Origin of the sequence: Amphibacillus marinus (genome assembly GCF_900110345.1) — a bacterium.
GTDB classification, from domain to species: domain Bacteria; phylum Bacillota; class Bacilli; order Bacillales; family Amphibacillaceae; genus Amphibacillus_D; species Amphibacillus_D marinus.
In genome coordinates, this window is the sequence record NZ_FODJ01000003.1 from 224755 (window position 1) to 239736 (window position 14982).

Here is a 14982-nt window from a genome sequence, read left to right on the forward strand (position 1 = left end):
CGGTGAGAAAGTGAGTCAGCAAATGAAAAACTTACTGGATGGTTTAAATGATAAGCAAAAAGAAGCAGTTAAGCATACGGAAGGGCCACTATTAATAATGGCTGGAGCGGGTAGTGGTAAAACACGTGTGCTTACTCATCGAATCGCGTATTTATTGGAAGAAAAAGGTGTTTCCCCTCGCAATATATTAGCGATTACGTTTACGAATAAAGCAGCTCGTGAAATGAGGAATCGGGTCAGTCGATTAGTCGGTCCAGAAGCAGACTATATGTGGGTATCGACATTCCACTCAATGTGTGTTCGTATGCTAAGGCGAGACATTGACCGCATTGGTTACGATCGGAATTTCACAATTTTAGATACCGGTGATCAGCTTACCGTTATTAAGAATGTCCTTAAAGCCAAAAATATTGATATAAAGAAATTTGAGCCAAGAGCAATGCTAGCGGCAATCAGTGCGGCTAAGAATAATTTAAAGTCGGCTGATCAATTTGAAAAAGAGGTCGGGAATTATTACGACAAAGTAGTTGCAGATGTTTATCAGGGCTATCAAAAGTCTTTACGTAAGAATCAGTCATTAGACTTTGATGATTTAATTATGCAAACGATTGTTTTATTCGATCGGGTGCCTGATGTGCTGGAGTATTATCAGAGACGCTTTCAATACATTCATGTCGATGAGTATCAGGATACCAACCATGCCCAGTATTACTTAGTTCAACAGCTTGCCAAACGGTATCAAAATTTATGTGTCGTTGGTGATTCCGATCAATCGATCTATCGCTGGCGGGGAGCAGACATTCAAAATATATTATCGTTCGAGAAAGATTATGACAAAGCGCAAGTTGTTTTACTTGAACAAAATTATCGCTCAACGAAGTCAATCTTGCAGGCGGCGAATGCAGTAATCGAGAATAATGACGATCGCAAACCGAAAAAGCTGTGGACAGATAATGATCAGGGAGCAAAGCTTTTTTACCATCAAGCAGCTACTGAACAGCATGAGGGTCTTTATCTTGCTAACAAGATTGAAACATATGTTGATGAAGGAACTTTTAATTATCGTGATATGGCTGTGTTATATCGTACTAACGCTCAATCACGATCAATTGAGGAAACGTTTGTGAAAGCAAATATTCCGTACCAGATGATTGGTGGGACAAAGTTCTATGATCGTAAAGAAATTAAGGATATGCTTGCTTATTTAAGATTAATCTCTAATCCAAATGATGACCTTAGCTTCGCACGGGTTGTCAATGAACCGAAGCGTGGTGTGGGTAAAACGTCATTAGAGAAATTACAGGCATACGCGGCAGCAAATGATATTTCACTATATACCACGACACTTGAAATTGATTTTGTCGGCTTAAGTACGCGAGCCACGAAGGCATTAGCAGAGTTTGGCCAAATGATTAAGCAGTGGACACAGCAACAAGAGTTTTTAACAGCTACTGATATGGTTGAAGAAGTGTTAAAACGGACAGGCTATGAACAAATGCTTAATAATGAGCGAACCATTGAGGCACAGACACGACTAGAGAATCTTGAGGAGTTTAAAACTGTAACAAAGCAGTTTGAAAAAGATAGTGAGGATAAAACGCTGGTTACGTTCTTAACAGACCTCGCTTTAATTGCTGATATTGATCGGGTTGATGATGATCCATTTGCTGATAACCAGGTTACGATGATGACCTTACATGCTGCTAAAGGGCTCGAATTCCCTGTCGTGTATTTAGTTGGGCTGGAGGAAAATGTCTTCCCCCATAGTCGCTCATTACTTGATGAGGAAGAAATGGCTGAAGAACGGCGGTTAGCTTATGTCGGCATCACTAGAGCCGAGCAAATTCTGCACTTAACGCATGCCAAAATGCGAACTCTTTATGGGCGGACTAATATGAATCAAGTTAGTCGCTTTATTGATGAGATACCAGAGGATTTACTAGAGGGCTTTTATAGTCACTCAGAACCACATCCGTTTGAGCTGTCAAATAAGCAGCCTCCTTCGCGTCAAAACAAGCACGGGATGGCTTCGAAACAACCGGTTAAGCGCTTTGCCCAGCACCAAACAACCGGTGGGGAAAATGAGGCGTGGCAAGTTGGTAATAAGGCTAACCACAAGAAGTGGGGTGTTGGTACGGTTGTTAAAGTGACCGGCTCAGGTGAAGCAATGGAGTTAGATATTGCTTTTCCAGCCCCAACAGGTGTTAAACGCCTCCTTGCTAAATTTGCACCGATAACAAAACAATGAGAAAGAAGTGACAGTCAGTGAGCGAGGTAGAAAAGAAACTTGCTACATTAAGACAGCAAATAAATGATTATAACTATCAGTACCATGTACTTGATGCCCCGACTGTTCCTGATGCGGAATACGACCATGTTATGCAGACATTACGACAGTTAGAAGCTGAGCATCCCGAGCTAGTCACTGTCGATTCACCGACCCAGCGTGTCGGTGGTGAGCCATTAGCTGGCTTTACAAAGGTAGAGCATACCGTGCCCATGCTTAGCTTAGCAAATGCATTTAACGAACAGGACTTGCGTAATTTCGATCGTCGTGTCCGGGAAGGATTAGCTGTCGATCAGGTTGATTATGTTTGTGAGCTTAAGATTGATGGCCTTGCGGTTTCATTACGCTATCAGGATGGGCAATTTCAACAAGGGGCAACTCGTGGTGATGGATCAATTGGTGAGGATATCACCCATAATTTAAGGACAATTCGTAGTATTCCACTGAAAATAAAGGAAAAACAAACTATTGAAGTACGTGGCGAAGCCTTTATGCCGAAAAGATCATTTCTTGCTTTAAATGAGGCACGATTAGAACGTGAAGAAGAGCCATTTGCTAATCCACGTAACGCTGCGGCAGGTTCTTTAAGGCAGCTTGATCCTAAAATTGCCGCTGCCCGTAATCTTGACATTTACTTATATGCTGTTGGCAAGTGGGAAGCAGGGACCCTCGCTACTCATAGTGAACGTCTTACTTATTTACAGGAACTTGGTTTTAAGATAAACCCCGAATGGCGTAAATGTCAGGATATTGATGAAGTAATTAACTATGTTAATGGCTGGCTAAATCACCGGGCTGATTTAGCCTATGAAATTGATGGTATTGTGATTAAGATAGATCGAATTGCCTATCATGATATCTTAAAAACAACTGCCAAGAGTCCACGTTGGGCTATTGCCTTCAAATTTCCAGCTGAAGAAGCGGTAACAACGCTAATTGACGTCATTTTAAGTGTTGGCCGCACTGGTGCTGTGACACCAACAGCATTGTTGGAGCCGGTAAAGGTTGCCGGAACGACAGTCCAAAGAGCGTCACTTCATAATGCCGATTTTATTGAGGAAAAGGATATTAGGATCAACGACACTGTTGTGATTAAGAAAGCTGGTGATATTATCCCAGAGGTCGTCCGTGTTATTCCTGAACAACGATCTGGTACAGAAGTGCCCTTTAAAATGCCGGATAACTGCCCAGCCTGCGGTGCTGAGTTGGTTAGATTAGAAGAGGAAGTCGCGCTCCGCTGTATTAACCCAAGCTGTGAAGCACAGTTGAAAGAAGGGCTAACACACTTTGTCTCACGTAATGCGATGAATATTGATGGCTTAGGTGAGAAGGTTATCGCTCAGCTATACCAGTATCACCTAGTAAAGAACGTTGCTGATTTGTATCAGCTTAATCGTGATGAGCTATTAAAGCTAGAACGGATGGGGGAGAAATCAGTCGATAATTTGTTAACAGCGATTGAAGCCTCAAAAAGCAATTCACTTGAACGTCTGTTATTTGGGCTGGGTATCCGCTTTGTTGGAGCAAAGGCGGCTAAAACCCTAGCCATTGCGTTTGGAAATATGGAGCAACTGCGCGGAGCTACCGTAGAGGAGCTAACAGCCGTTGACGAAATCGGTGTGAAAATGGCTGAATCCATTGTTCGTTATTTTGAAGAAGAAGAGGTTAATCAATTAATTGATCAATTACAACAGCTTGGTTTAACTATGCGCTATCTAGGTGCAAGACCAGCTGAGGCCGATGAAGCATCCGTCTTTTATGACAAAACAATTGTGCTAACGGGCAAGCTTGAGCAGCTAACCCGTCAAGAAGCTAAGGAAAAGATTGAAGCACTTGGGGGAAGGGTGACGGGAAGTGTGAGTAAAAATACTGATCTGGTCATTGCTGGTGCTGAAGCGGGTTCAAAGCTTACTAAGGCGGAGCAATTAGGCATCGAGGTCTGGAATGAGCAGGAGCTCATTGATCAGTTAGGTTAAGGAAGAGAGGAGGATGTTTAATGAAACAAAAGATAGGATTAAGCATTGTTGTGTTAGCCTTACTTGCTGGTTGTGCACCAGACTTTAGTGGGCCAGATCAGGTAATTGATGAAACGTTACCCGATGATATTCAACAGGAGACAGCAATTATTCCGAATTACGGTGTCTCTGAGAATGAGTATCAGGTGCTATTGCCTTATCGTTTAAGTCAATCACGTGGAGTGACAACCAATCAGGTAGCTAATCGTTTAGATATTACGACAATTGAGAATGATTTGCGCCGTCATTCAGTTGATGTGTTTGATCCTGACACGCATTACTTTCAAGAGGGCCAGCAAATTGCTTCAAGTGAGTTATACAGTTGGTTATCACGGGAGTCAGATTCCTCAGAGTTGGGTCTAAATCCGACAATTAATCAGGATGCGGATAACCTTCAACAGGAAGAATTCGATAATCCCAGATATTTGTCTCATATTCTTGAACAAAATTATCTTGTCCGTAATGATGATAATGCTGTCCAATTGGCCGGTATTTCATTAGGCATCGCAATGAAATCGAACTATCGCTATCAAACGGAAATAGGGGGCCCTTTTTATTACCGTGATATTGAGGAAGATGACATGCTGTCTGAAGCCAATCGGATTGCCAATGAGGTTACTGAACGGATTCGGGCTAAGGAAGGTTTACAAGAGGTTCCAATTATGATTGCTATTTACCGCGAGGCGGCTCGAAATGAGCTCGTGCCAGGCAGCTTTGTTGCCAAAACAGTCGTGCAAGGTGGTAGCACGACAGCGGCAAATTGGGAAGCTATTGACGAACAATACGCTCTCTTTCCGTCAACACAAGGGCGCAATCTTGATTCAGATATCTCAGCAACGATTGAAGACTTACAATCTTCCATTGCCGATTTCTTCCCTAATTATGTTGGTGTGATTGGTGAAGGATTTTATCAGGGTGACCAGCTTCGCAAGCTGACATTGGAAATACCAATTGAATTTTACGGTCAGGCAGAGGTCGTGGGCTTTACCCAGTATGTCTATGGCTTACTTATGGAGAGCTTTCAAACCCATTTTGATTTAGAGGTAAATATCAAATCGAGCGACCGTCAAGAGAGCTTAATATTCCGTGAAGCAGGCGAAGAAGAGCCAGTCGTTCACATTTACCAGCGCTAATGTAAAAAAAGCCATAGTAAAACGATTTAAAAAAAGCCAATTAAACCGATAATAGCAAACGAATAGTTGCGAGCAAGCGCAATTGTTTGCTATTATCATAAGTATGTTTATCGTGTATACCGCTTGTAAATAGCTAGTATCAAAGATAATGAGAGCAATCTTGGTATTAAATAAACGGATAACTTCGTGGAGGTGATAGTATGGTAGAAATTTCAAAGGAACAGGTTAAGCATGTCGCCCATTTAGCACGCTTAGCGCTAACAGATGAAGAAGTTGAATCAATGACAAAACACTTGGGTGATATCATTCATTATGCTGAGCTTCTTAATGAATTAGAGACAACAGATGTTGCTCCAACTGCGCACGTCTTAGATTTAAAAAACGTAATGCGTAAGGATGAACCAAGAAAATGGATTGAGCGGGATGATGCACTGAAGAATGGTCCGGACGTGAAGGATGGACAGTTCCGAGTACCATCAATTCTAGAATAAGGAGGGCGACTAAGATGTCAGTATTTAATTTTACGTTAAAAGAATTACAAGAGAAGCTACATAATAAAGAAGTAACAGTTACCGAGCTTGTCCAAGCCTCATTTGATCGTATTGATCAAGTTGATGATCAAGTAAAAGCATTCATAACGTTAAACAGAGAAGCTGCGCTTGCTCAAGCAAAAGAACTAGATCAACAACCTAATTCAGGCAGTAACCCTTTATTCGGTATTCCAATTGGCATCAAGGATAATATCGTCACAAAGGGCTTACGGACAACCTGTGCCAGTCAATTACTCGATAACTTTACTGATCCCCTTTATGATGCAACGGTTATTGAAAAGCTAGCCAAGCAACAGACGGTTACAATCGGGAAATTAAATATGGATGAATTCGCAATGGGTTCATCTAATGAAAACTCTAGCTACTTCACAACACGTAATCCTTGGAATACTGATTATGTGCCAGGTGGTTCAAGTGGTGGCTCTGCAGCATCAGTTGCAGCGGAAGAAGTATTCTTCTCATTAGGGTCTGATACTGGTGGTTCAATTCGGGAGCCAGCAGCATACTGCGGCGTGGTTGGCTTAAAGCCAACCTATGGGCTAGTATCACGTTTCGGTCTAGTTGCCTTTGCATCGTCATTAGATCAAATTGGTCCAATCACCCGTACTGTTGAAGACAATGCGCATCTACTACAAGCAATTGTTGGTCACGATCCAATGGATTCAACGTCTGTTAATGTCGATATACCTAACTATGCTGATGCGTTAAAGCAAGATGTTAAAGGGTTGAAAATTGCGGTGCCAAAGGAATACCTTTCTGAACAAGAAGGATTAGACCCAGAGGTACGTGAAGCTGTGTTAGCAGCACTTAAAGTGTACGAAGATTTAGGCGCAACGTGGGAAGAAGTGTCATTGCCACACTCTAAGTATGGTATTGCCGCATACTACTTGCTTGCTTCCTCAGAAGCATCAGCGAACCTAGCCCGTTTTGATGGCGTCCGCTATGGGGTCAGAACAGAAAATGCAGACAACATGATTGATCTGTTTAAGAAATCAAGAAGCGAAGGCTTTGGCGATGAGGTCAAGCGCCGTATTATGCTTGGAACCTTTGCCTTAAGCTCAGGTTATTATGATGCTTTCTATAAAAAAGCACAAAAGGTTAGAACGCTAATTAAAAATGATTTTGATCAAGTTTTTGAAAAATATGATGTTATTATTGGACCGACAACACCGACCACAGCATTTAAAGTTGGTGAGAAGGTCGATGATCCTTTGACGATGTACGCCAATGACCTATTAACCATTCCAGTAAACCTTGCTGGTGTACCAGGTATGTCATTACCGTGTGGCTTCTCAAAGAAAACAGGCTTACCAATTGGTTTGCAAATTATTGCAAAGCATTTTGGTGAGGATACGATTTATCGTGCCGCCCATGCTTTTGAGCAAGCAACTGATCATCACAAACAACGCCCTAATCTGGGAGGTGAGCAAGCATGAATTTTGAAACAATTATTGGTTTAGAGGTACACGTTGAACTGAAAACCGATTCAAAGATTTTTAGTCCAAGCTTTAATCATTTTGGTGCACAACCTAACGAAAATGTTAACCCGATTGATCTTGGCTATCCAGGCGTATTACCTGTCTTGAATGAGGAAGCCGTGAATTTTGCCATGAAAGCAGCGATGGCACTAAATTGCGAGATTGCAACCGATACTAAATTTGATCGAAAGAACTATTTTTATCCGGACAATCCAAAGGCCTATCAAATCTCCCAATTTGATCAACCGATTGGTGAAAACGGCTGGATTGATATTGAAGTTGATGGCAAAACAAAGCGGATTGGCATTACGCGCTTGCACTTAGAAGAGGACGCGGGCAAGCTCACGCATAGTGACGATGGCTATTCCCTTGTTGATTACAATCGCCAAGGTACGCCACTTGTTGAGATTGTTTCTGAGCCAGATTTGCGCTCGCCAGCAGAAGCCTATGCCTATTTAGAAAAACTTAAGAATATTATCCAATATACAGGTGTATCCGATTGTAAGATGGAGGAAGGTTCGTTGCGCTGTGACGCAAATATTTCATTGCGTCCAATCGGTCAACCACACTTTGGTGTGAAAGCAGAGTTGAAAAACTTAAACTCATTTTCGTTTGTCCAAAAGGGTCTTGAATTTGAGGAAGTACGTCAACGGAAAGAATTGCTTGCTGGTGGTCTTATTCTTCAGGAAACACGACGTTATGATGAACAAACAAAAGAAACAATTTTAATGCGTGTTAAAGAAGGATCGGATGATTACCGTTACTTCCCAGAGCCTGATCTTGTGCCACTTTATATTGATGACGCATGGAAGGAACGTATTCGTGCGGAAATCCCCGAGCTTCCTGATGCGAGAAAAGCACGTTATATTAATGAGCTAAGCTTGCCTGCATATGATGCGATGGTCTTAACAAGTACAAAGGAGATGTCGGACTTCTTTGAGGCGACTATTTCAGCAGGTGCTGATGTCAAGCTTGCCTCTAACTGGTTAATGGGCGAGGTATCAGCTTACCTGAACAAACAACAACAAGAACTGCATGATCTTCCGCTAACACCGGACGCCTTAGCAAAAATGATTATTTTAATTGGTGACGGTACCTTATCATCAAAAATGGCGAAAAAAGTATTTGCCGAGCTTGTTGAAAATGGTGGCGATCCTGAGCAGATCATTAAGGATAAAGGGTTAGTTCAAATTTCAGATGAAGGACAGTTAACGGAAATCATTACTGCTATTCTTGATCATAACGAGCAATCAATTGAAGATTTCAAAAATGGTAAGGATCGAGCCCTTGGCTTCTTAGTCGGGCAAGTGATGAAACAGACAAAAGGTCAAGCAAATCCACCATTGGTTAACAAAATCTTATTAGCAGAATTAAATAAGCGATAAGGTATATGAAAGACTATCAATACATAAGCTATTGATAGTCTTTTTAAATGAAAAATGGTATGATATAGCAAGACAATGCACGTGAACAGGGGGATTAAGATGAAGCGCGCACGAATTATTTATAACCCTACTTCAGGTCGAGAAGCCTTTAAAGCAAAGCTCCCTGACGTATTATTGAAATTTGAACAAGCAGGCTATGAAACTTCAACGCATGCAACTACTGCAGCTGGTGATGCGACTCGGGCAGCTAAGGTAGCGATTGCTCGTGGTTATGATGTCGTTGTTGCTGTTGGTGGTGATGGCACGATTAATGAGGTTGTATCTGGTGTAGCTGAAGCGGATAAACGACCAAAACTGGGCATCATTCCAGCTGGGACAACTAATGACTTTGCTCGTGCCTTAGGGCTACCGAAACAAATAGATAAAGCAGTGGATGTTATTTTAGCGGATCATTCACATAAGCTTGATGTCGGCCGTGTAAATGAAAAATACTTTGTTAATATCGCAGGCGGTGGGAAATTAACCGAGGTCTCTTATGAAGCACCGAGTAAATTAAAAACGGTCTTAGGTCAACTTGCTTATTTTGTTAAGGGGATTGAGCTTGTCCCGCAATTAAGACCAATTCATACGCGAATTGAATATGATGGAGAAGTGTTTGAGGATGAGATTTTACTATTTTTAATTACAAACACCAATTCAGTTGGCGGATTCGAAAAATTAGCACCTGATGCTACGATGGATGATGGTTACTTTGATTTACTTGCGCTCAAGAAAAGCAACGTTGCTGAGCTTGTTCGCGTGTTAACAGCAGCGACGAGAGGTAATCATATTGATGATCCTAATGTTTTTCATGCAAAAGCAAAGCACATTAAGGTGCATACTGATGAAAAAATGCAATTAAACGTTGACGGTGAATTTGGCGGTATGCTGCCAGGTGAATTTTCAAATCTAAAGCAACACATTGAATTTTTTGTCCCAAGCCTTGAAAAAAACCAGCTTCAAATTGAATCATCAGAAGCAGAAGAGACTCCCGAGTAATATCGAGAGTCTTTTACTATGTGGGAATCAGAGGTAGTGCGGAAAACGGGAGGAAGCACTTGGATAAAAAGTAGCAGCCGCGGAAAAAAAGCTAGTGTCCTCACGACATTTTTCTTCATTTCCCGGGAAATGAACGACAACAATAGCTTTCCTTTCTAACTTGTATTTGATAAACTAACTAAAGCAATAGAAAAAGGACGTTGATTTCATGAGTAAAACAGCTACGCCAATAAAAAAGAATGAGCTTGTAACTATCCAATTTGAAGATATGACCCATGAAGGAAATGGTGTTGGGAAAATAAATGGTTACCCCATATTTGTTCCTAATGTAATCCCAGGTGAAATAGCTAAGGTTAAAGCGATTAAAGTAAAAAAGAACTTTGCAATTGGTAAATTAATAGAACTTGAGCATGTGAGCCCAGAGCGAGTTGATCCGCCTTGTGATGTTTATCTTCAATGTGGTGGTTGTCAGCTTCAGCATATGAGTTACCAGTTGCAGCTAGAGATGAAGCAGAAGCAGGTGGAAAATGCCCTCAAAAAAATTGGGCATATTCAGCATGTCAAGGTTGAGCCGACGATTGGCATGGAGGACCCGTGGCGTTACCGTAATAAAGTGCAGATTCCGGTTGGTGAAAAAGCTGGCGAGCTAATTACCGGTTTTTATCGCCAAAAAAGCCATGATATTATTGAAGGAATGGATCGCTGTATTATTACCTCGGAAGTAAACGATCGGATGGTCGAGGCGGTAAGAGCAATTGCTAGCAAACTTGGCATCTCAGCCTATGATGAGCAAACGCATCGGGGCATTTTACGGCACATTATGGTTAGAACAGGTGAAAATACTGGACAAACCATGATTGTGCTTGTTACGAGAACAAATGAACTTCCGCATAAAAAGAAATTGATTGAACAATTAACGCAAAACTTTCCAAGCATTACGTCAATAATGCAAAGTGTAAATCAGGAACGGACCAATGTCATCTTGGGGAGGAGAACCAAATGCCTCTGGGGTAAAGAATATATTTACGATACGATTGGAGAAATTAAGTTTGCCATCTCAGCTAAATCCTTTTACCAGGTTAACCCCACCCAGACAAAAGCGCTTTACGATAAAACGTTAGCGTTTGCCAATTTAACCGGTGGTGAAACAGTTATTGATGCCTACTGTGGAATTGGCACGATCTCACTTTTCTTGGCGGAGCGTGCCAAAAAAGTATATGGCGTTGAAATTGTCCCAGAAGCAATTGAGGATGCCAAACAGAATGCTAAGCTAAATGGTATCAGAAATACTGAATTTGTCGTTGGTCAAGCCGAAAAAGTGATGCCGTGGTGGACTGCTCAAGGCTTGAAGCCTGATGTAATTGTGGTTGATCCACCCAGAAAAGGCTGTGATGAAGCACTACTTCAAGCTATGCTGCAAATGAAACCAGATCGGATTGTCTATGTTTCCTGTAATCCATCCACGCTTGCTCGTGATTTGCAAATTCTTGAGGATGGTGGCTATCAGACTCAGAAAGTGCAGCCGGTGGATATGTTTCCGCAGACTGCTCATGTGGAGACGTTGGTAAAACTACAACGTCGGTACCCTTGATTTTACTGGAGTTCAAGCACTTTTGTGAGTTCTTCAGTTTCAGTAAAAATAGCGAAAATTACCATCAAAAAGACCTGAAAAGCAGTATCAGAATCAAAGTCGTTATATGACATGGTACGTGGGAACACGTCTACCAGCAGTCTGTAACCACAAAATAAACATTTCCGATTCAGACCTGATTTCCGTGAGAATAAACTTTTCCGAAATCGGGTCTTTTTCATGCCTGGTTCTTCTCGAGCTTCAACTGTATCAAGGGTTTGTCAATTTCTCTTTCTCTATTTTCTTTCTTCTATTATCGAAAGACTTTATTTTAACAGCGAAAAAAACGTGAAAAAATGGGTTAAAAAATGAGAAAAACGGGTGATTTTTGATCAAAAAAAGGTCAAAATGAGGATTTGTCGGAAAACTTTATTTTAACTGGAACGGTGGAATGCGGGTTTGAGTGGGGGGATTTAGGAAAAGTTTATTTTGGGGAACATAGTAGAGCCAAGAATTGAAATTTTGTTTGTAATATTCCATCTTAATTATGGAAATCAAGAGTTAAGAGAAGAGATAAAAGTATAGTGTAGTTGTACAAAAGAGATTTACAGAAAGTGTTACTGTGTTACTCTAATATATAGTCTAGTACTCTCTATTGTTAATTTAAAATAAAGACTAATCATTTCAAAATAAAGATTGATAATTTGTAAAAAAGCTAGGTGAAAAGAACTACATTATAAAGTATTCCTATGTTCAACAATCGAACCAAATGGTAGAAGAAATCGAAAGAGTAAAAATATTGATTAAAGATAATTTGTGAGGATTTTCATTAAAATGAGCAAAATAATTCAAATCGATGGAAGGAAAAAATAATCATTTTCAACTAACGAGTGCATAAGAAAGAAAGGATGACAAAAATGGATAAAGAATTTTCCTCAGAAGAAAATCTTTTGTTGATTAATCAACAAAAGATCACTGTTCAAAGGAAAAAAATCGATTCTCAAAGAGAAGTTGCATTATCAGTTCAAGCGATAACAGAAGATGAAAGGAATTGGATAAGGCAGGTTTTGAATGAAGCGGATTGTTGAATAAGACTTTGATAAACTTTAAATACAAAGGGGCAATTATAGTGGTAAACGTTTTTGTTGATACACAAGTATTCATACAAAAGAACTTTGATTTTAGCAATGAACTATTTAAGAGACTAATTGATGCTGTAGAGGATGACCTAATTTCCGTTTATTTAACGGAAGTTGTAAAAAAAGAAATAGAGTCAAAAATTCACGGAAATGTATATGAAACAGTCAATAATAGTCAGAAGAAATTTATTAAAGAGGCTAAAATTTTAAGAAATTTGGAGGAATATAAGAACATCTTTAATATAGCCAACGCATTAGATTGTATAAGTGATTCTTTAATAAAACAGTTCGAACAATTTTTAGGAGATGTTGATGCAGTAATAATTCCTATAGACGATATATCGCCTACATTAATCTTTGAAAAGTATTTTAGAGCAGAACCTCCATTCAGTAATAAGAAAAAAGATGAATTTCCAGATGCCTTTTCATTAATAGCTATTCAAAGATGGGCTGAGACAGAAGGCGAGGGTGTCTCTATCATAAGTAATGACCAAGACCTAAAATGTTTTTGTGACAATATAGAAAAACTTTCATTTGAGCCTTCTCTCGAATCCTTTTTTAACAGTTTAACAAAGAATGATTCTTATAATCATAAGTTTATCGTATCTGTTTACGATGCCAATTATGAGATTATGCAAGAAAATGTATTAAAATCCATTGAGAAACATGAATTTAGATTATCAAATGAAGATGGGGATGTAAATAAAGTAAGTATCAATGACGTTGAGTTAGATGAAGATCCCTATATTATTGAAATAGAGAAAGACGAAGGAATTGCCACAATAGCATTTAATGCTGTTATTTCACTACATGCTGAGGTATCTTACATTGATTATGCAAGTTCTCCTTATGACAAAGAAGAAGGAAGATACTTATTTCATCATACTGAAGAAGCAGTAGTTGAAGATGTTGTTGTTTTGCCAATTATAATGAAGATCGAGTATCAAGATCATGACAAACATGAAATAAGAATTATTGATTTAGTACTTAATGAGGATGAATTTATAGATATTGAAATTGAAAATAGCTATGATTATAGATAAGAGGTATTTTGGTTACTGTGTTCCCGTTCTTTCATCTTCTCCCTATAACTTTGTTTTCCTAGTGGAACTTAATTGGTTTCCTAGTCGGAAGCGGATGGAGAGAAGAATGTGAGAAAATACTATTTCTTGGATGGTTTTTCAATCATTATTCAATAGAATTTTTCAATAAAAAATTAATACAGTTCGAGCTAGACTCAATAGCGGAACCAGTTCTTTTCTTTCCCCTAATATCATGTCGAATCCCTTACCCAATAAGGCTTTCATTTAGGGAAGAGTTAAGAGCCATAAGGGTTCGAGGAGCGTAGGACTTTTTGACAGGAGAACATCTGGCTTGATATTAGGTAGAGATGAAGGTGGTCCTCTGTCAAGATTTCGGACAAGTTAAACGTGGAAATAATCTTAGTTTTGAATTGTGTATTTAATGATGAGCCACCGCGTGTATAAGGTGAGCTTAGGCATGCACTGTGTTCATTAACTTGATAATGCGTGCTCAAAATCATAAGGTGCCATCATGCCACAATGTTCATGAATTCTGACGGTGTTATAAAACGTTTCGATATATTCAAATACTAATTGATGAACGTGTTCGCTATCCTTAATGACGTACCGGTTAAGCCATTCCCGCTTAATCAAGGCATGGAAGGATTCGATACAGGCATTATCCCATGGATTCCCCTTATTTGAATAGCTACGGATAAACTGTTTCGCTGGTGTGGCTTCAAGATAGCTTTTGGATACGTATTGACAGCCACGATCACTATGGATAATGACAGGTTTACTCAGGTTTCGATTGCTTTTCGCCTTTTCAACAGCTTTTAATACATGTTCTGTAGCTAAATTATGCGATACCTGCCAGCCGATGATTTTTCTTGAAAACAAATCCATCACACTCGTCAAATAGGCAAAGCCAGATAGGGTATAAATATAGGTTATATCCGTTACCCAAACCGTGTTGGGGGCGGCTGGACTAAAGTCTCTATCCAGGATGTTTTTTAGCTTATTGTCAAAATCAGGCGCTACTGTTGTTCTCATGTAAGGGCGTATCCAGATGGCCTTTATGCCTTCTTCACGCATGTAATTACCAACCGTTTTCTCTGCGATCACATGACCTCTTGAGTGAAGGATTGACGTTATTTTGGGTGCTCCATATATGTGGTGAGAGGCATTGTAAATGTCAACGATTTCAGCTTTGATTTTTTCTTTCCTCATTCCCTGATGAGACGGCTTCCGCTTGACCCAACTATAATAGCCTGATGAAGAAACGCCCAATAGATTGAGCACACTGTTAACAGAAATCTTGCGTTCCTTCGCTGTCAAACGTGTTGCTTGGTAAATAGATTCTG

11 protein-coding genes are annotated in these 14982 nt (G+C 40.0%); 10 read left to right on the forward strand and 1 reads right to left on the reverse strand.

Annotated elements, in window-relative coordinates; genetic code table 11:
* Positions 1-22 precede the first annotated feature (22 nt).
* The 10 genes from pcrA (at position 23) to BM000_RS06705 (ending at position 13639) form a co-directional block, all read left to right on the forward strand.
* Positions 23-2248 carry a DNA helicase PcrA gene (gene pcrA, locus BM000_RS06660; protein ID WP_425425170.1) on the forward strand — a complete coding sequence of 742 codons (2226 nt, stop codon included), beginning with the start codon at positions 23-25 and terminating at the stop codon, positions 2246-2248.
* 17 nt (positions 2249-2265) lie between these two features.
* A complete protein-coding gene (ligA, locus tag BM000_RS06665; protein WP_091496108.1) occupies positions 2266-4263 on the forward strand; it encodes an NAD-dependent DNA ligase LigA in 1998 nt (665 codons plus the stop codon).
* 20 nt (positions 4264-4283) lie between these two features.
* Complete coding sequence (locus BM000_RS06670) at positions 4284-5435, forward strand: CamS family sex pheromone protein (RefSeq protein WP_091496110.1); 1152 nt, start codon at positions 4284-4286, stop codon at positions 5433-5435.
* 200 nt (positions 5436-5635) lie between these two features.
* Entirely contained in the window at positions 5636-5926 is a 291-nt protein-coding gene (gene gatC / locus BM000_RS06675) for an Asp-tRNA(Asn)/Glu-tRNA(Gln) amidotransferase subunit GatC (RefSeq protein ID WP_091496112.1), read from the forward strand.
* Positions 5927-5940: 14 nt separating this feature from the next.
* Positions 5941-7422 carry an Asp-tRNA(Asn)/Glu-tRNA(Gln) amidotransferase subunit GatA gene (gatA, locus tag BM000_RS06680; RefSeq protein WP_091496114.1) on the forward strand — a complete coding sequence of 494 codons (1482 nt, stop codon included), beginning with the start codon at positions 5941-5943 and terminating at the stop codon, positions 7420-7422.
* Entirely contained in the window at positions 7419-8849 is a 1431-nt protein-coding gene (gatB, locus tag BM000_RS06685; protein WP_091496116.1) for an Asp-tRNA(Asn)/Glu-tRNA(Gln) amidotransferase subunit GatB, read from the forward strand. The genes gatA and gatB overlap by 4 nt, the downstream gene beginning before the upstream one ends.
* Positions 8850-8948: 99 nt before the next feature.
* A complete protein-coding gene (locus BM000_RS06690) occupies positions 8949-9887 on the forward strand; it encodes a diacylglycerol kinase (RefSeq protein WP_091496118.1) in 939 nt (312 codons plus the stop codon).
* A 208-nt stretch (positions 9888-10095) separates the two neighbouring features.
* Entirely contained in the window at positions 10096-11478 is a 1383-nt protein-coding gene (rlmD, locus tag BM000_RS06695) for a 23S rRNA (uracil(1939)-C(5))-methyltransferase RlmD (RefSeq protein WP_091496120.1), read from the forward strand.
* 896 nt (positions 11479-12374) lie between these two features.
* Positions 12375-12545: a hypothetical protein gene (locus tag BM000_RS16750; protein ID WP_177178235.1), complete on the forward strand. Its 171-nt coding sequence runs from the start codon at positions 12375-12377 to the stop codon at positions 12543-12545.
* A gap of 41 nt (positions 12546-12586) precedes the next feature.
* Positions 12587-13639, forward strand: a complete 1053-nt coding sequence (locus BM000_RS06705; RefSeq protein ID WP_091496124.1) for a PIN domain-containing protein — start codon at positions 12587-12589, stop codon at positions 13637-13639.
* 471 nt (positions 13640-14110) lie between these two features.
* Here the strand turns inward: BM000_RS06705 and BM000_RS06710 are convergent, their stop codons facing one another.
* Positions 14111-14956: an IS3 family transposase gene (locus BM000_RS06710; protein WP_091496126.1), complete on the reverse strand. Its 846-nt coding sequence runs from the start codon at positions 14954-14956 to the stop codon at positions 14111-14113.
* Positions 14957-14982: the final 26 nt, after the last annotated feature.

Excerpts from the sequence above, each read along its gene's own strand:
- pcrA (WP_425425170.1), top strand. The coding sequence starts at position 23 with ATGAAAAACTTACTGGATGGTTTAAATGATAAGCAAAAAGAAGCAGTT.
- BM000_RS06670 (WP_091496110.1), top strand. The coding sequence starts at position 4,284 with ATGAAACAAAAGATAGGATTAAGCATTGTTGTGTTAGCCTTACTTGCT.
- gatC (WP_091496112.1), top strand. The coding sequence starts at position 5,636 with ATGGTAGAAATTTCAAAGGAACAGGTTAAGCATGTCGCCCATTTAGCA.
- gatA (WP_091496114.1), top strand. The coding sequence starts at position 5,941 with ATGTCAGTATTTAATTTTACGTTAAAAGAATTACAAGAGAAGCTACAT.
- gatB (WP_091496116.1), top strand. The coding sequence starts at position 7,419 with ATGAATTTTGAAACAATTATTGGTTTAGAGGTACACGTTGAACTGAAA.
- BM000_RS06690 (WP_091496118.1), top strand. The coding sequence starts at position 8,949 with ATGAAGCGCGCACGAATTATTTATAACCCTACTTCAGGTCGAGAAGCC.
- rlmD (WP_091496120.1), top strand. The coding sequence starts at position 10,096 with ATGAGTAAAACAGCTACGCCAATAAAAAAGAATGAGCTTGTAACTATC.
- BM000_RS16750 (WP_177178235.1), top strand. The coding sequence starts at position 12,375 with ATGGATAAAGAATTTTCCTCAGAAGAAAATCTTTTGTTGATTAATCAA.